18 protein-coding genes and 1 riboswitch are annotated in these 22,401 nt (G+C 74.8%); of the genes, 6 read left to right on the top strand and 12 right to left on the bottom strand.

The genetic code is table 11. The features are described 5' to 3' along the window. Nucleotides 1-20: 20 nt before the first annotated feature. The gene (locus tag ACFYON_RS09615; protein WP_354863610.1) at nucleotides 21-1,025 is read right to left on the bottom strand and encodes an alpha-ketoacid dehydrogenase subunit beta; all 1,005 of its coding nucleotides are present in this window, start codon (nucleotides 1,023-1,025) and stop codon (nucleotides 21-23) included. Beyond that, the gene (gene pdhA, locus ACFYON_RS09610; protein WP_357707933.1) at nucleotides 1,025-2,224 is read right to left on the bottom strand and encodes a pyruvate dehydrogenase (acetyl-transferring) E1 component subunit alpha; all 1,200 of its coding nucleotides are present in this window, start codon (nucleotides 2,222-2,224) and stop codon (nucleotides 1,025-1,027) included. Before pdhA ends, ACFYON_RS09615 begins: the two co-directional genes overlap by 1 nt. Nucleotides 2,225-2,296: 72 nt before the next feature. On the opposite strand from pdhA, the gene ACFYON_RS09605 reads away from it, so the two are divergent. Further along, a complete protein-coding gene (locus ACFYON_RS09605; RefSeq protein ID WP_354863614.1) occupies nucleotides 2,297-2,803 on the top strand; it encodes an Lrp/AsnC family transcriptional regulator in 507 nt (168 codons plus the stop codon). A 4-nt stretch (nucleotides 2,804-2,807) separates the two neighbouring features. Here ACFYON_RS09605 and ACFYON_RS09600 read toward each other — a convergent pair whose 3' ends face one another. The 7 genes from ACFYON_RS09600 to ACFYON_RS09570 form a co-directional block, all read right to left on the bottom strand. Beyond that, nucleotides 2,808-3,788 (bottom strand): DNA primase small subunit domain-containing protein, encoded by a 981-nt coding sequence (locus tag ACFYON_RS09600; RefSeq protein ID WP_354863616.1) that lies wholly within the window; start codon nucleotides 3,786-3,788, stop codon nucleotides 2,808-2,810. Between the two features lie 34 nt (nucleotides 3,789-3,822). Next, nucleotides 3,823-5,859 (bottom strand): hypothetical protein, encoded by a 2,037-nt coding sequence (locus ACFYON_RS09595; RefSeq protein ID WP_357707936.1) that lies wholly within the window; start codon nucleotides 5,857-5,859, stop codon nucleotides 3,823-3,825. A gap of 9 nt (nucleotides 5,860-5,868) precedes the next feature. Beyond that, nucleotides 5,869-6,981: a VWA domain-containing protein gene (locus tag ACFYON_RS09590; protein WP_357707938.1), complete on the bottom strand. Its 1,113-nt coding sequence runs from the start codon at nucleotides 6,979-6,981 to the stop codon at nucleotides 5,869-5,871. Further along, nucleotides 6,978-9,299 carry a DUF5682 family protein gene (locus ACFYON_RS09585; RefSeq protein ID WP_355047544.1) on the bottom strand — a complete coding sequence of 774 codons (2,322 nt, stop codon included), beginning with the start codon at nucleotides 9,297-9,299 and terminating at the stop codon, nucleotides 6,978-6,980. Before ACFYON_RS09585 ends, ACFYON_RS09590 begins: the two co-directional genes overlap by 4 nt. Beyond that, nucleotides 9,296-10,426, bottom strand: a complete 1,131-nt coding sequence (locus ACFYON_RS09580; RefSeq protein ID WP_355047543.1) for an AAA family ATPase — start codon at nucleotides 10,424-10,426, stop codon at nucleotides 9,296-9,298. The genes ACFYON_RS09585 and ACFYON_RS09580 overlap by 4 nt, the downstream gene beginning before the upstream one ends. Next, nucleotides 10,423-14,106: a DUF4132 domain-containing protein gene (locus tag ACFYON_RS09575; protein ID WP_357707941.1), complete on the bottom strand. Its 3,684-nt coding sequence runs from the start codon at nucleotides 14,104-14,106 to the stop codon at nucleotides 10,423-10,425. Before ACFYON_RS09575 ends, ACFYON_RS09580 begins: the two co-directional genes overlap by 4 nt. A gap of 74 nt (nucleotides 14,107-14,180) precedes the next feature. Further along, nucleotides 14,181-14,333 carry a hypothetical protein gene (locus ACFYON_RS09570; protein WP_354863628.1) on the bottom strand — a complete coding sequence of 51 codons (153 nt, stop codon included), beginning with the start codon at nucleotides 14,331-14,333 and terminating at the stop codon, nucleotides 14,181-14,183. A gap of 46 nt (nucleotides 14,334-14,379) precedes the next feature. Here ACFYON_RS09570 and ACFYON_RS09565 point away from each other — a divergent pair, with 46 nt between their 5' ends. From ACFYON_RS09565 to ACFYON_RS09550, 4 genes are all read left to right on the top strand, one after another. Beyond that, nucleotides 14,380-15,111 carry a histidine phosphatase family protein gene (locus tag ACFYON_RS09565; protein ID WP_354863630.1) on the top strand — a complete coding sequence of 244 codons (732 nt, stop codon included), beginning with the start codon at nucleotides 14,380-14,382 and terminating at the stop codon, nucleotides 15,109-15,111. Then, nucleotides 15,095-15,958, top strand: coding sequence for an NAD(P)H-hydrate dehydratase (locus tag ACFYON_RS09560; protein WP_354863632.1), 864 nt, complete (start codon nucleotides 15,095-15,097; stop codon nucleotides 15,956-15,958). The genes ACFYON_RS09565 and ACFYON_RS09560 overlap by 17 nt, the downstream gene beginning before the upstream one ends. A 145-nt stretch (nucleotides 15,959-16,103) precedes the next feature. Further along, complete coding sequence (locus ACFYON_RS09555) at nucleotides 16,104-17,585, top strand: S8 family serine peptidase (RefSeq protein ID WP_354863634.1); 1,482 nt, start codon at nucleotides 16,104-16,106, stop codon at nucleotides 17,583-17,585. Nucleotides 17,586-17,692: 107 nt separating this feature from the next. After that, nucleotides 17,693-18,193 (top strand): hemerythrin domain-containing protein, encoded by a 501-nt coding sequence (locus ACFYON_RS09550; RefSeq protein WP_354863636.1) that lies wholly within the window; start codon nucleotides 17,693-17,695, stop codon nucleotides 18,191-18,193. 60 nt (nucleotides 18,194-18,253) lie between these two features. Here ACFYON_RS09550 and ACFYON_RS09545 read toward each other — a convergent pair whose 3' ends face one another. Then, nucleotides 18,254-19,060 carry an SDR family NAD(P)-dependent oxidoreductase gene (locus tag ACFYON_RS09545; protein WP_355047541.1) on the bottom strand — a complete coding sequence of 269 codons (807 nt, stop codon included), beginning with the start codon at nucleotides 19,058-19,060 and terminating at the stop codon, nucleotides 18,254-18,256. Nucleotides 19,061-19,165: 105 nt separating this feature from the next. After that, nucleotides 19,166-19,255, top strand: a riboswitch (ZMP/ZTP riboswitch). An 18-nt stretch (nucleotides 19,256-19,273) separates the two neighbouring features. Here ACFYON_RS09545 and ACFYON_RS09540 point away from each other — a divergent pair. Then, entirely contained in the window at nucleotides 19,274-20,710 is a 1,437-nt protein-coding gene (locus ACFYON_RS09540) for a glycine hydroxymethyltransferase (RefSeq protein ID WP_354863640.1), read from the top strand. A 68-nt stretch (nucleotides 20,711-20,778) separates the two neighbouring features. Here ACFYON_RS09540 and ACFYON_RS09535 read toward each other — a convergent pair whose 3' ends face one another. Both ACFYON_RS09535 and ACFYON_RS09530 read right to left on the bottom strand, forming a co-directional pair. Beyond that, nucleotides 20,779-21,030 carry a hypothetical protein gene (locus ACFYON_RS09535; protein WP_354863642.1) on the bottom strand — a complete coding sequence of 84 codons (252 nt, stop codon included), beginning with the start codon at nucleotides 21,028-21,030 and terminating at the stop codon, nucleotides 20,779-20,781. A 27-nt stretch (nucleotides 21,031-21,057) separates the two neighbouring features. Continuing rightward, a complete protein-coding gene (locus ACFYON_RS09530) occupies nucleotides 21,058-22,401 on the bottom strand; it encodes a PLP-dependent aminotransferase family protein (protein WP_355047539.1) in 1,344 nt (447 codons plus the stop codon).

The raw sequence follows: 22,401 nt of genomic DNA, 5'->3' as shown, positions 1-22,401 counted from the left end.
GCTCCGCTCGGTGCGTTCGCTCATGCCGCCACCCACCGCGTGTCGGGCTGGTCGTCCCACTGCAGGCGGGCCACGGTGTCCAGCACCCGGTCGACCGAGGGCAGGTAGGTGTGCTCCAGCATCGGCGCCGGGTACGGGATGTCCAGCCCGGATACCCGCAGCACCGGTGCGTGCAGCGCGTGGAAGCAACGCTCCTGCACCCGGGCGGCGATCTCCGCGCCGACCCCGGCGAAGCCCTGCGCCTCCTGGATCACCACGCACCGGCCGGTGCGGCGTACCGAGGCGGTGACGGTGGCGTCGTCGAACGGCACGATGCTGCGTACGTCGACCACCTCCAGGTCCCAGCCCTCCTCGCGGGCGGCCTCGGCGGCGGCCAGCGCGACCGGCACCGCCGGGCCGTACGCGATCAGGGTGGCGTCGGTGCCGGGGCGGCGGACCACGGCGGCGCCGATCGGCGGGGTGCGGGCCGGCAGCTCCGCCTCGGCGCTGGTGAAGTAGAGCTTCTTGGGCTCCAGGAACACCACCGGGTCGGGGTCGTCGATGGCGGCGCGCAGCAGCGAGTACGCGTCGTCCACAGTCGCCGGCGTGACCACCTTCAGGCCGGGGGTGTGCGCGTAGTACGCCTCGGACGAGTCGCAGTGGTGCTCCACGCCACCGATGCCACCGGCGTACGGCACCCGGATGACGATCGGCACGCTCAGCGCGCCACGGGTGCGGTTGCGCAGCTTCGCCACGTGCGAGGCGATCTGCTCGAACGCCGGGTACGCGAACGCGTCGAACTGCATCTCGACCACCGGCCGCAGCCCGGACATGGCCAGGCCGACGGCGAACCCGACGATGCCGGCCTCGGCGAGGGGCGTGTCGAAGCAGCGCTTGTCGCCGAAGCGGGCCTGCAACCCGTCGGTGATCCGGAAGACGCCGCCGAGCTGGCCGACGTCCTCGCCGAACACGACCACCCGCTCGTCGTCGAGCATCGCGTCGGCCAGCGCCGCGTTGAGCGCCTTCGCCATGGTCATGGTGGCCATCAGGCGTCCCCCTCCGCGTCGGCGGCCAGCTCGGCCCGGACCATTTCGCGCTGCTCGGCCAGTTGCGGCGTCGGCTCGGCGTAGACGTGGTCGAACAGGCTCAGCGGGTCGACGGTGGGCTGGGAGTCCATCCGGCGGCGCAGCGCCGCGGCGTACTCCTCGGCCTCCTCGGCGACCGCCGCGACGGCGGCGTCGTCGAGCACGCCCTTGGCCCGCAGGTACGCCTCGAGCCGGGCGATCGGGTCGCGGTCGCGCCACGCCTCGACCTCGTCGGCGTCGCGGTAGCGGGTCTGGTCGTCGGCGTTCGTGTGCGGTTCCATCCGGTAGGTGTGGGCCTCGATGAGGTAGGGGCCCTTGCCGGCGCGGGCGTGCGCGACGGCGCGTTCCACTACCGCCAGGACGGCCACCGGGTCGTTGCCGTCGACCTGCTCGCTGGGTACGCCGTAGCCGACGCCCTTGTAGGCGAGGCTCGGCGCGGCGGTCTGCCGGGACAGCGGCACGCTGATCGCGTACTTGTTGTTCTGCACCAGGTAGACCACCGGCGCCTTGAACACGGCGGCGAAGTTGATGCCCTCGTGGAAGTCGCCCTCGCTGGTGGCGCCGTCGCCGATGAACGCCAGCGCCACGGTGTCACGCCCCTGGTACGACTCGCCGTAGGCCAGTCCGGCGGCGTGCACGCACTGGGTGGCGAGCGGGGTGCACTGCGGCGCGGTACGGGTGACGGCCGGGTCGTACCCGCAGTGCCAGTCGCCGCGCAGCAGCGTGAGCACCTCGACCGGGTCGAGGCCACGCGCGATCAGCGCCATCGACTCGCGGTAGGTGGGGAACACCCAGTCGGTGTCGCGCAGCGCGAGGACGCCCCCGATCTGGCACGCCTCCTGGCCGCGCGCGGACGGGTAGACGGCGAGGCGGCCCTGCTTGGTGAGTGCGGTGGCCTGCACGTCGAAGCGGCGGCCGACGACCATCCGCCGGTACATCTCGCGCAGCGCCTCGACCGGCGGCTCCGGGTAGTCGTCGCGGGCCGGCAGCGGGGTCCCGTCCGGTTCGAGCAGCCGGACCGGCTCCCGCTGCGGCATGTAGCCGGCCGACGGGTCGGGTGCGGCCGGGGTGGTCTTCCGGCGGGTACGCGGGGATGCCCTGCGGACCGCCTGGGGTGTGGTCGTCACGGCGGGGACCTCCTGGACGTGTGGTGGCCCCATGCTCCCGGTAGTGGATGATTGACTCAACATGCGGGATGAACGCGGGACGAATGGCACGGGAGGGTGGCTGAGGTGAGCCAGGAGACCGGCACCACACCGGGTGCGCCGGGCGGAACGGGACGTTCGGCCGGGCCGCTGGACGAGGTGGACCGGCGGATCCTGCGCGAGCTGGTCCGCGACGCCCGGACGTCGATCCGTACGCTCGCCGAACGGGTGCACGTCTCGCGCACCAACGCGTACGCCCGGGTGGAGCGGCTGCTGCGCGACGGCGTGCTGACCGGGTTCACCGCGCGGGTCGCGCCGGAGCCCGCCGGGCTGGGCACGTCGGCGTACATCGCGCTGACCATCGAGCAGAACACCTGGCGGGAGGTGTCCGCCGAGCTGGCCCGGGTCCGTTACATCGAGCACGCGGCGCTGCTCAGCGGCGAGCACGACGTCCTCGCACTGGTCCGGGCGCCGGACAACGCGACGCTGCGGGACGTGGTGCTGGACCGGGTGCAGAGCATCGCCGGTGTGCTGTCCACCCGTACCTGGCTGGTCTTCGAGGAGTTCGACGGCACGCAGAGCCCTTGGGACTGACCGGTCAGCGTTCCGGCGGCGGCTCCAGCCCTTCGGCGTCGGCCCGCTCCAGCAGGGGCTCCAGCGAGTACCGCCGCCCGTCCAGCCCGGCGTGCGGATCGCCGCGCCCGGCGAACCGCTCGGGCATGCTCAGCACGTCGAAGTCCTCCGGGCGGGCGTCGTCCAGTTCGGACCAGTCCAGCGGCGCGGAGACCAGCGCCGCGGGCGTCGGCCGGATCGAGTACGCCGAGGTCATCGTGTGGTCGCGGGCCATCTGGTTGTAGTCGACGAAGACCGGCCGGTCCCGCTGGTCGCGCCACCAGGTGGTGGTGACCAGGTCGGGCAGGCGGCGCTGCATCTCCAGGCCGAGCGCCAGCACCGCGCGCCGGCACTCGCCGAAGCTCCAGCGCGGCTCGATCGAGACGTAGACGTGGATGCCGCGCCCGCCGGTGGTCTTGGGAAAGCCCTCCAGGCCCAGCTCGGCCAGGAACGCGCGCACCTCGTGCGCCACCGGCACCACCTGGGCGAAGTCCACCCCCGGCATCGGGTCGAGGTCGATGCGCAGCTGGTCGGGGTGTTCCACGTCGTCCTTGGAGACCGGCCACGGGTGGAAGCGCAGCGTGCCCAGGTTGGCCGCCCAGATCACCACGGCCAGCTCGCTCGGGGCCACCTCGTCGGCGGTACGGCCGCTGGGGAACGTGATGTGCGCGGTACGCACCCAGTCGGGCGCGCCGGCCGGGAGCCGCTTCTGGTAGAACGCGTCGCCCTTGTTCGTCTGCCGGGTGGCCACCTTCGCGCCCTCGAAGACGCCGCGCGGCCAGCGTTCCAGCATGGTGGGCCGGTCCCGCAGCGCACGCAGGATGCCGTCGCCGACGGACAGGAAGTAGGTGACAACGTCCAGCTTGGTCAGCCCGCGCTCGGGGAAGTAGGGCTTGTCGGGGCTGGAGACGCGGACCAGCCGCTCCCCCACCTGGATCTCCTGCGCCGCCGTGGTCGCCACCGTCACACCGTAGCGACCGGGCGGCGCGATGAGGGACGGCTCACCGGGACTCCACCGTGACCGACAGCCGGATCCAGGCGTCCACCCAGGCCCGTACCGCCGGTTCGCCGGGATCCGCGCCGAGCATGCCGGCCAGGCCGGACAGGGCCGCGCCGCAACGACCCAGGCCCACCCCGGCCAGCGCGGCCGCCGTCGCGCGCAGCCGGTCCGGGAAGGCCGCCGGCAGGTGCCGCAGACCGGTGTGCGCGGCCTGGGCGAGCAGCGCCGACGCCGCACCCAGCGCGGCGGCGACCGGGTCGGACCGGGCGTCGACCGCACCGGCCAGCCGGCCGCCGCCCACCCCTGGGGCCAGATCGGGTACGACCACCGTGTCAGCGACCACCGCCAGCGGCTCGACGACGAGCCCGTCCGCGCCCCGGCGAACCGCCCCGCTGACGTAGCGCGGCCGCCCGTGCGTGCCGTCCAGCGCGGCCGCGAGCGCGTCGAGTGCGCCCGGGGCGGCGGCGTGGTGGGTAGCGGTCACCGTCGCCGTACCGCCGCCGGCCCCGGTCACCGTGGCGTCGAGGCGCTGCTCGCCGGCCGCGTACCCGATGGCACGCACCTCGCCGAGCGCGAGCACCCGCACCGCCTCGGCGGCGGTGCGCGGGCGCAGCAGCCGGGGTGGCCGCCCCGCCAGCTCGGCGGCGAGCGCGTCCGGGTCGCGGGCGAGCAGGCCGGGCGGCAGGTCGGACCACGACCCGGCGCCGGGGGTGACTGTGGTGCGGGCCAGCCGGCCAACGGCGAACCGGAGCTGGTGCGCGGCGCTGCGCACCGCCGACTCGGAGACCACGTTGCCGGTGGCGAGCGCGCCGAGCGTGGTGCCGGTGACCCGCCGCCCGGCCAGCTCGTGCCCGGTAAGCGGGCCGTCGCCGGCCGCGGGGTAGGCGCGGCGCAGCACCAGCACCGAGACGGCCGCCGGGTGGGCGAGCACCACGTCCACGCCCACCTCGCCGCCGCCGCACCGGACCCGGGCGCCGAGGCCGGTCAGCCGTACCCGCCGCAGCGGCGTCTCCGCCGGCTCGTGGGTGCCCAGCACCCGCTCCGCCGGGGTGGCGCCGGCGTTGACCACCGCACGTCGCCGCGCGGGCAGCTCGGCGAGCAGGTCGGCGAACGTCTCCGGCCGGTACCGGGCGCCGCGCGCGGCGTACGCCGCCAACTGCCCGGCCAGGTCGTCCACGGCGAGCAACGGCCAGCGCAGCCCGGCCGCGTCGAGATCGCGCCGGACCGTCGCCAGCCGGGCGTCCACGCCGGAGCCCAGGTGCGCGGCCCCGGTCAGCAGCACGTCGGCGGCCAGCGCCACCGCCGCCTCCAGCGCCGGATGGTCCGTCGCGGTGGCCGCGCCGCCGACACGTACCTGGGCCTCCTGACGGTCCGGGTGTTCCCGGTCGGCCGCCCGGCACGCCCACACCGCGAGGGCGATCGACTCGCCGCCGTCGTCGGCCGCGTCGCCGCGCGCGTACCCGATCTGCCCGGGCACCAGGAACCGGACGGTGCCGGCGGGCAGCTCCACGCGCGGGACCGGGTCGGCGGCGTCCGGCCGGTGGACCACAGCGGCGTAGCCGCGCCGCAGCCGCCGTCTCGCGGCGGCGAGCGCGGACGCCCCGATGGCGGCGGCCAGCTCGTCGTCGGTGACGTCGCCCGGCGACCACCGCCACGGCTCACCGCCGGCCTCCGGACCGGACGCGCCGGTGTCAGGGCCCGGCGCGGCCTCCCGGTCCGGTGCGGCGTCCGGGCCGGGCGCGGCGTCGCGGGCCGGGGCGTCGGCGTGCGCGCGCTGGTAGGTCAGCACGACGGCGAGCAGGTGCCGGCACACACCCGGCGCGGGGCAGGAGCAGATCCCGGCCGCCAGGCCGCCGCCCACCGGCAGCGTCACCGTCAACCCGTCCGGGTACGCGGCGCGCAGCGCGCCGTCGGCGTCCTCGGTGAGCGTGGGCCGCTCACCGGCGTCGACCTCCCGGGTGGCGCGTTTCACCAGGCCCCTGTTGCTCAGCGCGGCCAGCACGTCCGGGGTGAGCGCGATCAGGTCGTCGCGGGTCATCACGTCCCCCTACCGGCCGACGTGTTCGGCCACGAACGCGGCCAGCTCGCCCGGGGTCATCGCGCCTACCGCCGCGCCCACGTCGGCCAGCCGTTGTGCGGTGGCCCTGTCGTACACCGGGTCGGCCTCCTCGTCCAGCGCCGCGAGGGCCAGCACGTGCGTGCCCTGCTCCACCAGTTGCCTCACCGACCGGACCAGGCCACCGGCGTCCCCGCCCTCGTAGAAGTCGGACACCAGCGCGACGACGGCCCGGCGCGGGTTCTCCACCAGCTGCGCGCCGTACGCGACCGCGCGGGCGATGTCGGTGCCGCCGCCGAGCTGCACCTTCATCAGCAGCTCCACCGGATCGTCCACGTCGGAGGTCAGGTCGACCACGTCGGTGTCGAACGCGACCAGGTGGGTCCGCACGCCGGGCAGCCCCCACAGGCAGGCGGCCGTCACCGCGGCGTGGATCACCGAGCCGAGCATCGAACCGGACTGGTCCACCAGCAGGATCACCTGCCAGCGGTCCACATGGCGGCGGGTGCGGGAGAAGAAGTGCGGCTGCCGTACGTGCAGTCGGCGCTCGTCCGGCCGCCAGTGCGCCAGGTTCGCCCGGATGGTGCGCCGCACGTCGAAGTTGCGGGCCTGCCGGAACCGGCTGGGGCGTCGCGCCCGGGGCCCGGAGAACGACTGCCGGACCTCGGTCGCCAGCCGCTCCACCAGTTGCCGCACCACCGCCTCGACCAGCTTGCGGGCCAGCCGCAGCACCTGCGGGTCCATCAGGTGCTTGGTGCGCAGCACCGCGCGCAGCAGCGCCGGGTTCGGCTCGACCCGGGCCAGCACCGCCGGGTCGGTGACGACCTCGTGGATGCCGTACCGCTCGACCGCGTCGCGTTCGAGCCGCTGCACCGTCTCCTTGGGGAACAGCCGGGTGATCCCGTCCAGCCAGTCCACAGTGGTCAGCGCGGACGGGCCGGACCCGCCGCGCCGCACGTCGCGGCGACCGAGGTCGGCGTCGCGGCCGTAGAGCCAGTCCAGTGCCGCGTCCCGGCCGGCCCCCTCGGCCGACAGGCCGCCCAGGCTGTCCTGCGCGGCGTCGCCGAGCACCAGCCGCCAGCGTTCCCGCATCGGGTCGCTCACGTCCCGTCCCCCTCCCACAGCCCTTCCCGGGTCAGCACCGCGTCGACCCGTTCCTCCACCGCCCGGGCGGCGGCCACCAGCAGCGGGTCGGCGTCCAGCCGCAGCACGTCACCGGACGGCGCGTCGCCGCCGTGCAGCGCCAGCACGTGCCGGGCCACCTCCGCCCGCTCCCGGGGCGGGAACCAGCCGAACGCCTGCCGCAACGCCGGCAACGCCACCAGGAAGTCGTGCGCGCCCATCGAGGCGAGCAGTTCGTCCACGACTGTCAGCAGCGCCGCGTCACCGGACACGACCTCCTCCCGGGCCAGCGCGAACAGCCCGCCCAGCCAGTCGCCGAGCGTGTCCGGCGCGGCGACGGCCCGGACCGCGCGGGCGGCGTCCGGCACCTCCCCCAGCGACCAGGCCAGGCCCAGCGCCGCGCCGCGCAGGTCCGGCGGGGCCGCCGCGTCGGCCGCCACCCGCCCGGACACGGCCAGCGCGCCGGCCGGGTCGAGCCCCAGCGCCGGGCCGGCGTGGCGGACCGCGTCCCGGACCGCGACGAGCGCGGTCAGCCGTCCCGGGTCGGCCGGTGCGGCAGCCGCCCGCACGCCCTCGACCAGCCAGAGCGCCCGGCGTACGGCGGCGGTGATCAGCGCGCCGAGCGGGGCGGTCCCGGCGCTGCCGAGCAGCCGGTCGTGCCGCCACAGGGCCAGCGCCACCGCGAGCGCCCGGCCCAGGGCCCGCAGGTCGGTGACCGAGCCGGTGGCGCGGGCGATGGCGGTGAGCGTCCGGGTGGAGTGCTCGGGCAGCCCGGCCAGCGCGGTGTCGAACAGGGTGGTGGCGAGCGCGTCCACGTCCGCGCCGAGCAGCGTCACCCGCTCCTCGATCCGGGCGGTGACGGCGTCGGCGACGGTGGGGCCGTACCCGCCGGCCTCGATCAGCCGGGCCAGCCGGTCCGCCGACGGGGCGGGCGTCCAGCGTTCGCTGAGCAGCGCGTCGGCGCCCACGCGCGGGCCGCGCTCCCGGGCATGGCCGGGTACGTCGAGCAGCCGCAGCCGGTGCAGCAGGCGGCTGCGGGCCAGGTCCTCGGCGTCGGTCAGGTCCAGCTCGACCGCCTCGCGCGGATCGATGCGGTGCCGTTCCAGTTCCGCGTCGACGTCGTGCACGAGCGGCGGCAGTGGCGTGTCCGGGTGCAGGCGGCCCACCCGGTCGCCGCTGAGCGCGGCCACCATCTCCACCACCACCGGGTGGGCGCCGGGTGCCAGCGTGCCCCGGGTCGCCCAGGGCAGCGGCTGGTCGAGCGCGTCGGCGACCAGCGCGGAGACCAGCCCGTCGAGCACGTCGACCCGGCCCGGGTGGGCGTGGCCGCGCAGCCGGGCCAGGCCGCCGGCCATGCTCCGGGCGGCGATCAGGTCGGCGGTGGAGACGGGCTGCCGCCGCTCGCGCAGCCGGACCGCCACCGCCTCGGTCAGCGCCTCCGCGGCCCGGCGCGGGCCGTCCTCCCAGACCCGCTGGTAGTACGCCGGTGACGGCATGCCGGACTGGTAGCCGACGAACGCGTCGAGGCGCCGGAACGAGTACGGCACCAGGTAGCTGCCCGCCACCGCGTCGGGCGCCGGGGCGGGCACCTCCGGCCAGTCGTCCTCCGGCCCGTCGTCCTTCGACCCGCCGTCCCACGGGCCGGCGATCAGCCGGACCAGGGCGGGACGGTGGAAGCCGCCGGTCACCACCAGCACCGGGCGGCCTGCGGCCCGGCGACGGGCGGCGCGTACCCAGCGGGCCATGTACGCCTCGCGGGCGGCGTCGTCCGCCCCCGCCGCCGACTCGCCACGCAGCACGTCGAAGTAGGTGTCCAGACGCTCGGCCAGCCCGTCGTCCGGGCCGATCTCGAACAGGTGGTCCCAGAGCGCGTCCACGTTGTCCACGGCGAGCGTGGCGCAGAGCCGGCGGACCGCCTCGGCGTACCGCTGGTCGGCGTCGGCGTACCGGTTGGCGCGGTCGCTCAGCGCGGGATGCCACGCGGGCAGGTCGATGAAGCGCACCTGCGCACCTGCCTCCCGCCCGGCGGTCAGCGCCACCCACTCTGGCGAGTACGCGCAGAACGGGCTCCAGGACGCGTGCCGCCGGGTGCCGTCGCGGTACGCGGTGAACACGGCGATCGGCAGCTCGTGGTCTCCCAGCAGCTCGTCCATCCGCCCGTTCAGGTCCGCGGGCCCCTCCACCAGCACGTACGCCGGCCGCAGCCGGGCCACCGTGGCGGCGACCAGCCGGGCGCAGGCCGGGCTGTGGTGCCGGACGCCGAGGAACGTGACGCCACCGGGCGCCTCGGTGGCGCTCACCCGGGCAGCAGGTGCCGGGCGTCGTGCACCGCCCGCCACTGCGCGCCGGAGCGGCGGGACACCTGCTGCTCCAGGTAGCGGCGCAGCCGGGCCAGGTCCTCCGCGTCGTCCTTCGCGGCGGTGCCGGCCAGGCAGGCGACCAGGTCGGCGGCGTCGCCGGGCTCGCCGCGCAGGAACCAGCCGCGCAGCCCGACCGCGTGCGCCACCGACACCGCCTCGGCGGTGCTCATCACCGCGGACAGCCGCTCCATCGCGTCGCCGCGTTCGGTGATCCCGGTCCGCAGCTCCCGGAACGTGGTGACAAGCACCTCGAGCAGGTCCCGCCGTGGCGGCACTGCCACGCCGGAGCGGCGCAGCAACTCGCCCGCCTCGGCCTCGACAAGTTCCAGCTCGGTGCCGAGGTCGGGGATCGGGAAGACGGTCTCGAAGTTGAACCGCCGCTTGAGCGCCGCGCTCATCTCGTTGACGCCCCGGTCCCTGGTGTTCGCGGTGGCGATCACGTTGAACCCCTCGCGGGCGAACACCATGGCGTCGGCGCCCGGCAGCTCCGGGATGGCGAGCACCCGGTCGGACAGCGGGGAGAGCAGGCAGTCCTGCACCTCCAGCGGGCAGCGGGTGATCTCCTCGAAGCGGACCACCCGCCCCTCGGCCATGCCCCGCAGCAGCGGCGCCGGCACCAGCGCGCGCGGCGACGGGCCGTCCGCGACGAGCAGCGCGTAGTTCCACGAGTAGCGGATCTGGTCCTCGGTGGTCGCCGCGCCGCCCTGGATGGTCAGCGTGGAGTCGCCGCTGACCGCGGCGGCGAGCAGCTCCGACAGCAGCGACTTGGCGGTGCCGGGCTCGCCGACGAGCATCAGCCCGCGGCTGGTCGCCAGCGCCACGAGCGCCCGGTCGATCAGCGACGGGTCGCCGACGAACTTGCGCCGGATGCCGGCCGCCGGATCGCCGAGGATGAACCGGCGCGCGGCGCGCAGGCTCAGCCGCCAGCCGGGCGGGCGCGGATCGCTGTCGTCGGCGGCCAGCGCGGCCAGCTCGTCGGCGTACCGCACCTCGGCCGGGGGCCGCTGCGCCCGCTCGGCGGCCGGGGGCCGCTGGGCCCGCTCGGCGGCCGGGTCGAACGCGGTCACCGGGTCACCTCCGCCAGATCGCGCAGCACCTCGGAGACGGTGACGTCGTCCAGGTCGCGGAGGCGGACCTTGCCGCCGCGCGGGAACCAGTCGCCGTACGGCACGTCGTTGACCCAGATCGCCTCGATCTTCTGGTCGGGGAACATGTCCACCACCCCGACCGCGATGCCGGGATTGAGGTCGATCACCATGGCCCGACCGCCGGGGACCTCGCGTTCCAGCCAGCTCTGGATGCCGGCGTCCTGCGGGCTGCCGCGCCGCCAGCCCCGCCGTTCCAGGCTGAGCAGCCGCCCGGCCGGGACGGTGACGCCCATGTGCCGGTGCAGCAGCTTCTCCTTGCGCTCGGCCTCGTCCAGCCGGTACACCTCGCGGCCGAGCTGCGGGAAGGGCTGCAGGATCTCGTAGTCGGCGAGGACCTCCGCCCAGGCCGGCACCGCCGCGCCGAGCCGCAGCGGGTGCGCGATGGTGACGGTGGCGTCATCAGGCAGCGCGTACGTCTCGTCGTCGACGTCGGCGAGCGTGCGGTCCTCGGCCACCCGGAACGTGGCGCCCACCTGACCACGGCCGTCCACTGTGGCCCAGACCAGCCGGCGCACGACGTGCCACAGCAGTGGGTGGGACAGGAAGTAGCGGCGGAAGTCCGCGGCCGGCCACTGCCGCCCGGTCACCATGGCCGCCTCGAAGCGGCGGATCTGGTCGGCGGCGAGCGTACGCACGTCCTTCTTCAGGCCGGCGAAACGCTTGTGCGCGGCGGGCGCCAGCGTGGCGTCGTCCCGGGCGCCGGGCTTGGGCAGGTCCTTGCGGCGGACGCCGGTGCCGTCCACCACGTACGGCTTGAGCTGCTCGTCGAAGCCGACTGTGAACCGGCGCGGCCCGTAGTCGAGGACCAGGCTGCCGTCGGCGTCCAGCCCGAGGTCGGGCACCAGCCGGTCGCCGAGCTGCTCGGGCGTCAGGCCCAGCCCGTCGGCGACCTCGGTGACCTTGCGTGCCGCCTGCTCCCGCAGGCCCCGGAACTTCACCTTCTGGGAGATGCCGTAGAGGTGCATCAGCGCCACGTCGGTGCCGATCTGCGCCAGCACCTCCAGGCCGGTCACCGCCCGCGTGTGCTGGCTCTCGCCGGGCCAGGCCCGCACCAGCGGCGCGAGCTGCCGCGCGGTCGAGTCGTCACCGAGCAGCCCGAGCCCGGTGAACGCCCAGCTGTCCTTCGACGGCGAGCCGGCGCTCTGCCAGCTCTCGAACAGCACCCAGGCGAACTCTGCCAGGGAGTCGGTGTCACATGCCGCGCGGACGATCTCCAGCCCCGGGTACGGCTCGCCGAGCGCGGAGACGGCGAGCATGGTGCAGAGGTGGCGTACCGCCTCGGTCGGTAGCGCCGCCGAGCGGTCCCGCAGCAGCACCTGCGGCAGCACCGCCGGGTCCAGCCAGGCCGGGAGGCTCGGCATCCGGGCCGGGAGCTGGGCCAGCGGATCGGCGTCGAGCATCGCCGTGGCGGCGGTGAGCGCCTCCTGGCCGTGCTCCCGGGCCACGCCGAGGACCAGCTCGCGGTGCTCGGCGGCGAGCAGGCGCAGCGCCCGCTCGGCGGCCCGGCGGCGGGGACCGGTCGCGCCCAGGGCGGCCGGCAGCAGCGCCCGCGCGGCGTACTCCGGGTGCCGCCGCAGCCAGGCCCGGGCGACCGGGCGGGCCGACTTGAGCCGGTCGAGCCAGTCGGCCATCAGGTCGGCGACCTCAGCATCGGCGTACGGCAGCAGCGCCTCGCCGACGCTCTTCGGCGCGGTGCGGGCCAGGTGCAGCGCGGTGGGCAGCGCGTCCAGCTCGTACCGGCCGGCGAGGCGGCACATCCACTCGTCGGCGCCCCAGGACTCGTCGGGCCGCCAGGCCGGCAGCAGCGGACGGGCCAGCTCCTCGGTGGCCCGGACGAAGAAGTGGATCGCCTCGTACGATCCGGCGCGCCCGGCGGCGACCTCGGCGGCGAGCACGTTCAGATCGTTCCCGTGCCAGTAGCCGGCCCAGCCGGGCACGATCGCGGCCCACCGTTCCCGCTCCCCCGGCAGCCAGGCCGTGGCGGACCCGGCGGGCCGCTTCAGGCCGTCCACCACGGGCGGGGTGGCTCGTACGCGCCGGACCGACCAGGGCGGCGTCACCAGCACCGGCGGCAGCCGGTCCGGCCCGGCGACCGGCAGCGCCGAGGCGCTGTCGCGGACCCGCTCGACCCGCTCGCGCTGCGCCGGTTCCAACGCCGGCAGCGCGGCCTCGACCGCGGCCGGGTTGGCCAGTACGTGGGCGCGCAGCAACGTGGCCGCCTCCCGCGCCACCGGGCTGCGCCCGTCCGCGGCACCGGCCAGCAGGCGCACGCCGCGCACCGGGAAGCGGCGCAGCATCTCCGTCACCGCGGGCGGGACGTACCTGCGGTCCAGGCGGTCGAGCAGCGCCGCCATCGGCTCGTCGCCGGGCAGGGCCGACAGCAGTGACACGAGCAACTTGTGGCCGTCCGCGCGGGCGTGCTCGTGGTCGAACCAGCCGACCAGCACCGGCGCGATCGGCGGCCCGACCGCCGCGGTGACGGTGGCGATCGGCGCCTGGTCGTAAATCAGCCGGTAGACCTGCAGGTGCCCGGCGAGGGTGTGGATCGCGTCCACGTCGTCGACCGCGCAGAGCAGCAGCTCGGCGAGGAGCGGACCCCCCTCGCGCGCCACGTCGGCGACGTCCTGGGCCACCCACTCCCGCTCGGTCGGCAGCAGGAACGAGGTGACCGCCCGCGCCGCCAGCGGCCCGGACCGGTACGGGACCAGGGCGGCGCGGACCGCTGCGTAGTCGGCCTCGCCGGCCGCCACGAGGTGCGCGCGGACCCGGCGTAGCACCCACTGGTGCAGGCGCCAGTGGCCGTAGTTGTGTGCGTTGTTCGCCTCGGTGCGCCTCAGCGGAAGTGAAGACGCCACTCCGGTGCCGGCCACGGTGATCTGCTCGGTCGCGGCGACCGCCACGCCGGCCACGCCGAGATCGGCGACCAGCAGGTCGGCGAGGGCCAGACCCTGCTGTTCGCGCCCGTGATAGGCGAGCCCCACGGCCACCGCCGCCACCAGCGCGGCCCCGCCCAGCGGGCTGTGCTCGCCGTCGAGGTAGCCGCGCAGCGCCGGGCCCAGCTCCGGATCGTCGGTGGCCCGCGCGGTGGCGGCGACCTGGGCGGCCACCGAGTCCAGCACCTTCCGCCCGGCGGCCCGGCCCTTCGCGGCGCTCGGCAGGGCCAGGCCCGGTGCGCCGCCCCGGCGCGGGACCAGCATCCGCCGCCAGCCGGCCGGAACCTCGAACGCGTCCTCGTCCGGCAGCTCGCCGGCGGGCGACGCGGCCGACGGCGCGCCGGCCGGGTCGGCGCCGGCCAGGTCGACACCTGCCGGATCGGCGCCGGCCGCTTCCGGGTCGCGGCTCGGCGCTTCCGGCTCGACGGCCGGCGTTCCGGTGTGCCCGGCCGAGGGCGCGACTGTCGTCTCGGCGTACCCCTTGCGCAGTTTCTCCGCGATCAGCCGGTCGGCGTGCGCGGCGGCCTCGGCCGGCGAACCCAGTTCCTTGACCTGGGTGCGGCCCTGGGAGCCGATGGATCCATAGCGGACCGTCACCGTCGCGTCGCGCTGCCCGACCTCCCAGAACTTGGCCGAACCGCCGCCCACGAACTCGAATCTGCGCACACCGTCTCCTTGATCGCCCGCAGTGTGCGGGGACCATAACCGGCCCCACCGACACCCGTGACACCGCCGGCGTGCTACTCGATGGGCAGGGCCGTCGCGGTCCGGGTCCGGGCCGGCCACCCGGCCGGCAGCAGCGCTCCGAGCAGGGCCGTCAGCGGCCCGCCCAGCGCCAGCGCCGTCAGGAGGACCGGCCCGTACACGTCGAACAGCGTCGCCGGCGGCGCCACCCGTCCGGCACGGTTATCCCCGGTCGAGCCCGGGTACCGGAGCCGCATGGCGGAGTTGGCATCGCTCTGGATCGTCCGGCACGGCGAGAGCACGGCGAACGTGGCGGCCACGGCGGCCGAGACGTCCGGCGCCGAGCTGATCGACCTCACCCACCGGGACGCGGACGTGCCGCTGTCGCCGACCGGCGAGGAGCAGGCGCGGGCGACCGGCCGCTGGCTGGCCGGGCTGCCGGAATCGCGGCGCCCGGACGTGGCGGTGGTGTCGCCCTACCTGCGGGCGGCGCGGACCGCCGAGCTGGCGCTCGGCGGCACCGGGATCCCGGCCAGCGTCGACGAGCGGCTGCGCGACCGGGAGCTGGGCATCCTCGACGGGCTCACCGCCCACGGCGTGACCCGGCGCTACCCGGAGGAGGCGCAACGGCGTACCCGGCTGGGCAAGTTCTACTACCGGCCGCCCGGCGGCGAGTCGTGGACCGACGTGGCGCTGCGGCTGCGGGCGCTGCTCGGCGACCTGCGCCGCGACCACGACGGGGGCCGGGTGCTGCTGTTCGGCCACGACGCGCTCGTCTTCCTGCTGCGCTATCTGGTGGAAGGGCTCACCGAGGCGGAGCTGATGGCGCTGACCCGCGAGCACGTGATCGCCAACTGCTCGGTCACCGGCTGGCACGCGGACGACGCCGGCCGGCTCGTGCCGGACGTGTTCAACGACGTCGCTCACCTGCACCAGCAGGGGGCGAAGCCCACCAGGGAGGACGAGGTCCATGCCGAGCCGGTCTGACGTGATCACCCCCGCGCTGCTGCGGGACTGGGCGCTGCCGGTGCCCACCGGCGGCAAGGAGGCTCGCGGCACCGTGCTGGTGGTCGGCGGCTCCCGGTTCACCCCCGGCGCGGTGCTGCTCGCCGGGGTGGCCGCGCTGCGGGCCGGGGCCGGCGTGCTCCAGCTCGCCGCGGCCGAGTCGACGGCCACGTCGCTGAGCATCCAGGTGCCCGAGGCGTTGGTGGTCGGCCTGCCGGAGACCGACGACGGCGCGGTCCGCGGCGACCCGGGGGACGTGCTCCGCGGCCTGGTCACCGAGGCGGACGTGGTGGCCGTCGGCCCCGGCCTGAAGGACATCGACGCCACCGGAGAGCTGCTGCGCCTGGTGCTGGACGCGGCCGGCCCGGACACCGCGCTGGTGCTCGACGCGTACGCGCTCGGCGCGCTCAGCCACGCGCCGGACCTGCTGGCCGGCTCCGGCCGCAAGGTGGTGCTCACCCCCAACCGCACCGAGGCGCGGCACCTGCTGGGCCGCGAGCCGGGCGACGACCTGGACACCGAGGCGGTGGAACTGGCCGGCCGGTACGACGCGGTCGTCTCGCTGTACGGCCACATCGCGACACCGGACGGCCGGGCCTGGCGCGAGGAGAGCGGTGACGCCGGCCTGGGCACCTCGGGCAGCGGCGACGTGCGGTCCGGGCTGCTCGCGGGCCTGCTCTCCCGGGGGGCCGACCCGGCGCAGGCGGCCTGCTGGGCGGCGTTCGCGCACGCGGTGAGCGGGCAGCGGCTCGTCCCCCGGTACGGGCGGATCGGCTTCCTGGCCCGGGAACTGCTGGACGAGATCCCCTACACGATCGCCACTGTCTGACGATCCACTTCATCCCGCTCGCGACAGGTGTAACACCCCGGAGGGTGGCGGCGCTGGACCGGGCGAGGCCGGTACTCCGCCGTGCCTCCGCCCGGACCGCAGCCCGCACAGGTTGCGGTCCACGCACGAACCCCTGGGAGTCTGTGTGAACAATCTCCGTCGCAAGACACTCGCCGCGGCGTCGGCACTGACGCTCGGCGCCGGGCTCGCCCTCGTGGGCGGCACGTCGCCGGCCGCGGCCGTCGGGCCGGAAACCTCTTACCTGGTGCTCGCCCCGCAGGGCAACAGCACCGCCAAGGCCGCCGCCCGCGTGGCGGCCGCCGACGGCACCGTGGTGGCCGCGTACGACAAGATCGGCGTGCTGGTCGTGCGCTCGTCCGCCCCGGACTTCGCCACCCGCGTGGCGGGCGCCGGCGTCGAGTCGGTCGCCTCCACCGCCGGCCTGGGCACCGCCCTGAACGAGGGCGAGACGGTCGAGGTGCCGGCCGCCGCCGTCGCCGCGGCCACCGGCGACCCGACCGCCGAGCCGCTCTACGGCCAGCAGTGGGACATGGACATGATCCGCGTCCCGCAGGCGCACTCGGTGACCGGCGGCAGCCCGTCGGTGGTGGTGGGTGTGCTGGACAGCGGCATCTCCAGCAGTCACCCGGACCTGGCGACCCAGATCGCGAGGGACAAGAGCGCCTCCTGCGTGGGCGGCGTCCCGAACACCGCCGAGGCCGCGTGGAACCCCACCACCAGCGACCACGGCACCCACGTGGCCGGCACCATCGCCGCCGCCGTGAACGGCGTCGGGGTCACCGGTGTCGCCCCGGGCGTGAAGGTCGCCGCCGTCAAGGTCGTCAACGACGACGGCTACATCTTCCCGGAGGCGGCCGTCTGCGGGTTCATGTGGGCCGCCGAGCACGGCATGCAGCTCACCAACAACAGCTACTACATCGACCCGTGGGAGCTGAACTGCCGCAACGACGCGCGTCAGCGCCCGGTGTGGAAGGCCGTGCAGCGGGCCCTGCGCTACTCGCAGTCCCAGGGTGTGCTGCACGTCGCGTCGGCCGGCAACTCGAACTACGACCTGGCCCACAAGATCACCGACACCGGCAGCCCGAACAACGGCACGCCGGAGGAGCGGGAGAACCTCACGAACGCCTGCCTCGACCTGCCGGCCGAGGCCCCGGGCGTGGTGACCGTCGCCGCTGTCGGCCCGACCGGTGAGAAGAGCTACTACTCCTCGTACGGCCAGGGCGTGATCGACGTGACCGCGCCGGGTGGCGACACCCGCTTCCGGACCCAGGGCGCCCGCTCGACGTCCACCGACGGCATCCTGTCCACCACCTGGTCGCCCACCACTGGTAACGGGTGGGGCTACAAGCAGGGCACCTCGATGTCCGGCCCGCACGCCACCGGCGTCGCGGCGCTGGCACTGTCCGCGCACCCGGGCATGACGCCGGGTCAGCTCTCCTCGTTCCTGGAGCGCACGGCGGTGGCGAAGTCCTGCCCGTCGGGCGTCTACAACCCGGTGCCGCTGATCTCGGCGGGCCCGAACGCGTACGACGCGACCTGCTCCGGCGGGAAGCGCAACGGGTTCTACGGTGCCGGCGTCGTCGACGCGTACAACGCGGTGAAGTAACTCGGAGCCGCGTGGACCGGGCCCGGCGATTTACGCCGGGCCCGGTCTGTTTGTCCTGGTGAGGCGCCGGGTAGGGGGGCACCGTCAGCCGACTTAGGAGGTAACCGGTGTCCACCGACGCGATCGTCCTGCTCAAGGAGGACCACAAGGAGATCCGCCGCCTGTTCAAGGCCTTCCAGGAGGCCGAGGAGGGCCCGGCGAGCAAGCGCGGGAAGATCGTCGGGCAGATCCTCGAAGCCCTGACGGTGCACACCTACCTGGAGAACGAGGTGATGTACCCGGAGGTCCGCAAGCTGGTGCCCGAGGTCGAGGACGACGTCCTGGAGTCGTACGAGGAGCACCACGTCGCGGACGTGCTCTGCTTCGAGCTGTTCACCATGGACGCCGACGACGAGCGGTACAACGCCAAGACGACGGTGCTGATCGAGAACGTCCTGCACCACATCGAGGAGGAGGAGCAGGAGTGGTTCCCGAAGGTCCGCGAGGCGCTCGGCCGTAACCAGCTCCAGGAGATCGGCCAGCGGATGCTGGACCTGCGCCCGAAGGCGCCGAAGACGCCGACCGCCCCGAAGGCGCTGAAGAAGTCGCTGGACGCGGTGGTCGCCTGACAGGCCCGGAACGCGAGCGGGACCGCCCCGGACACAGGGCGGTCCCGCTCGCGTTCCGGCTCAGTCGCCCGAGCCGGGCTCGGCCATCTTGCGGTGCTGCTCGGCCTTCAGCCGATCCGGGATGATCTTGCCGGCGGCCACCTGGATCTTGTTGACCAGCGAGCCGGCGGCGACCTTGTGCTCCCCCTTCACCAGCGCCTCGAACGCGTCCTCGGCCACCTTGCGGGGGTCGTCCTTGGGCCCCTGGCCGACCCGGGTGTCCTCCATGTCGGCCCGGTCGAAGAACTCGGTGTCGGTCGGGCCGGGCATCAGCGCGGTCACCGTGACGCCGGTGTCCTTCAGCTCGTTGCGCACCCCCTCGGCGAAGGACTGCACGAACGACTTCGAGGCGTTGTAGACCGCCTGGTAAGCCCCGGGCATGGTGGCGGCGATGGACGAGGTGAACAGCACCCGCCCGGCGCCCCGGCGAACCATGTCCGGCAGCAGCAGCTTGGCCAGGTGCACGGTCGAGCGGACGTTCAGGTCGATCACTGTGAGCTCGCCGGCCAGGTCGGTGCCGCCGACGAAGTCCCCGCCCTCGCCGCGCCCGGCGTTGAGCGCCAGCGCGTCCACCGGGCGGCCCAGGCCGGTCACCTCCCCGGCCAGCCGTTGCACCCCCTCGGGCGTGGCCAGGTCCACCCGGACCGGGTACACCTCCGGGCCGCCGTCGCGCCGCAGGTCACCCGCCGCCCGCTCGATCGCCGCGTCCTCGGCGGCGACCACCACGTCGTACCCGTGCTCGACGAACTGGACCGCCAGCTCGTACCCGATGCCGCTGGACGCGCCGGTCACCACGGCGAGCGGCCGTCCGGTGGTCGGTGTGGTCATGGTCGTGCCTCCTCTCCCCCGGGCCGGGCCGGGGCAGGCCCTCCCCCACGTGTGCCCCGCCAGGGGCGGCCCAACCCCGCAGGTCCCCGCCGGGCCGGTAGGATCGGCACGGGCCGTGACTGGCGCGTGGAGATGGAGCACCATCGGGGAGCGGCCTCGTCATGAGGACGCATGCCGAGCGCCTGGGCCTTCCGCACGTCACCTGGAGGTCGCATGTCGCGCAACGCCGAGTCCACCGCCTTCCGCAACGCGCTGGAGGTCGTCCGCGGCGTCGAGCCGCGCGTGGCCGACGCCATCGCCGCGGAACTGGCCGACCAGCGCGAGTCGCTCAAGCTCATCGCCAGCGAGAACTACGCCTCCCCCGCGACGCTGCTGGCCATGGGCAACTGGTTCAGCGACAAGTACGCCGAGGGCACCGTCGGGCGCCGGTTCTACGCCGGCTGCCAGAACGTCGACACCGTCGAGGCGCTCGCCGCCGAGCACGCGCGGGAGCTGTTCGGCGCGTCCCACGCGTACGTGCAGCCGCACTCGGGCATCGACGCCAACCTGGTCGCGTTCTGGGCGATCCTGGCCGACCGGGTCGAGTCCCCCGCGCTGCGCAAGGCGCAGGCCCGCCAGGTGAACGACCTCACCGAGGCGGACTGGTTCGCGCTGCGCCGCGAGCTGGGCAACCAGCGGATGCTCGGCATGTCGCTGGACGCCGGGGGCCACCTCACCCACGGCTTCCGGCCGAACATCTCCGGCAAGATGTTCGACCAGCGCAGCTACGGCACCGACCCGGCCACCGGCCTGATCGACTACGACCGGGTGGCCGAGGCGGCCCGCGAGTTCAAGCCGCTGATCCTGGTCGCCGGTTACTCCGCGTACCCGCGGAAGGTCAATTTCCGGATCATGCGGGAGATCGCCGACTCGGTCGGCGCCACGTTCATGGTCGACATGGCCCACTTCGCCGGGCTGGTCGCCGGCAAGGTGTTCACCGGCGACTTCGACCCGGTGCCGCACGCGCACATCGTCACCACCACCACGCACAAGTCGCTGCGCGGCCCGCGCGGCGGCATGGTGCTCTGCGGCCCGGAGCTGGCCGACCAGGTCGACCGGGGCTGCCCGATGGTGCTCGGCGGGCCGCTGCCGCACGTGATGGCCGCCAAGGCCGTCGCGCTGGCCGAGGCACGCCGCCCCGACTTCGCCGACTACGCCCAGCGGATCGTGGACAACGCTCAGGCGCTCGCCGACGGGCTGCTGCGCCGGGGCGCGACGCTGGTCACCGGCGGCACCGACAACCACCTGGTGCTCATCGACGTGTCCGGGTACGGCCTGACCGGCCGGCAGGCCGAGCAGGCGCTGCTGGACTCGGGCATCGTGACCAACCGCAACTCGGTGCCGCAGGACCCGAACGGCGCCTGGTACACCTCCGGCATCCGCATCGGCACCCCGGCGCTGACCACCCGGGGCCTCGGCGCCGCCGAGATGGACGCCACCGCCGAGCTGATCCACACCGTGCTCAGCCAGACCGCGCCGGGCACCGGGCCGGACGGCGCCCCGTCGAAGGCGAAGTACGTGCTGGACCCGGCCGTCGCCGATTCCGTCGGCAAGCAGGCCGCCGACCTGCTCACCCCGTTCCCGCTCTACCCGGCGGTCGACCTGGGCTGAGCGCCCGACCGACACGAGGCGGCGCCCCGGGAGAACGAGTCTCCCGGGGCGCCGGCGGTTACGGGTGGTCAGCGCAGCGGGCGCTTGAGGTGGTAGCGGTGGACCTCGGTGCTGCCCTGCACGTTGTTCACGTCCTCGGCGGCCGAGACCAGTTCCCAGCCCTCCCGGCCGACCCGGTTGAGGTGGGCGATGGCGGTGTCGCCGTACGCGGTCACGTCGGTGCGTGAACCGTCCGGGCCGTACCACACGAACGAGACGTGGAAATTGCGACCCTGACCCTGATACCGACGAACGAGCAACGCGTACTCCCAGGTAACCATTCGTCCATTATCAACAGTCGAACGGCCTCAGGAAACACGCACGGTGCCGGACGGCTGACACTGCGGTGTCGCCTCGTGCGCGATGGTGTCGGTGACCAGCGCGGCGAGCCGGTCCAGCCCGAGATCGATCGACTCCGGTGTGACAGCGCTCACCGAAAGGCGCAGCGCGTTCACCGGCGTGCCCGCGTCGTAGAAGTGGGCCATCGGGGTCCAGAGCACGCCGTACTCGCGCGCCGAGCGGTGCAGCAGCGCGTCGTCGACGGCGAACGGCACGCTCACCACCACGAAGAACCCGCCCGCCGGGACGGTCCAGGTGACCGGGCCGCCGGCCGGGAAGCGCCGGGCCAGGCCGTCGACCAGATGCCGCAGGTTGCGGGCGTAAGCGGCCCGCTCCCGCACGTTCGCGGCCACCAGCGAGCAGTCGTGCGCCAGCAGCGCGCCGCCGATCACCGCCTGGCTGATCGGTGACGTGTTCACCGTGACCATGCTCTTGATCTTGGCGAGGTGGTCGGCGAGCGGCGCCACGGCGCCGCCGGCCTCGCCCACACGCTGGTCGGCGACCACGTAGCCGACCCGGGCGCCGGGCAGCACGGTCTTGGCGAACGAGCCGAGGTAGACCACCCGGCGCGCGGTGTCCAGCGCCTTGAGGGTGGGCCGCCGGTCGGTGCCGTCGGCCGGGAACAGGCCGTACGGGTTGTCCTCGATCAGCAGCAGGTCCTCCTCGGCGGCCAGGTCCAGCAGCCGCCGCCGCTGCGCGGTGTCCATGCTGACCCCGGACGGGTTGGCGAAGTCGGGCATCACGTAGCAGCCCCGGGGCCGCAGCCCTTCCGCGCGGGCCCGCCGCACCCCGGCCCGCAGGCCGGCCAGGTCGACGCCGTCCGGCCCGCCGTCCACCGGGCGTACCGGCAGGTCGACCAGGCGGGCCGCGCCGGTGAGCCCGACGTACGTGGGCGCGACGGCGAACAGCACGTCGTCCGGGCCGGCCCGCAGCGCGCGCAGCACCAGGAACATCGCCTCCTGGCAGCCGACCGTCACCACTATCGACTCCGGGTCGGCGGTGAGTCCCTCGTCCACGGCGAGATGCCGGGCGATCAGGTGGTGCACGATGCCCTTGGTGCGGCCGTACTGCAACAGCGTCCGGTCCACAGCGGCCCGGTCCAGCCCGACGTCCTCGGCCAGGTGGCGGCGGAAACGGTCCAGGTGCTCGTGCAGCAGCGTGGAGTCGAAGAACTCCTCGTACGGCCGGCCGGCCGCCAGCGACACCGCGTCCGGGTAGTGCTGCGCCACCTCGTTGAGGAAGTTCATCGAGTTCAGCGCCGGGTCGCCGACGCTGCCGTGCAGCGCCGTGACGGCCAGGTCGACCGGTTCCAC

The organism is Micromonospora sp. NPDC005686, from assembly GCF_042871665.1.
Classification (GTDB): domain Bacteria; phylum Actinomycetota; class Actinomycetes; order Mycobacteriales; family Micromonosporaceae; genus Micromonospora.
This window is presented reverse-complemented; position numbering and strand designations above follow the sequence as displayed.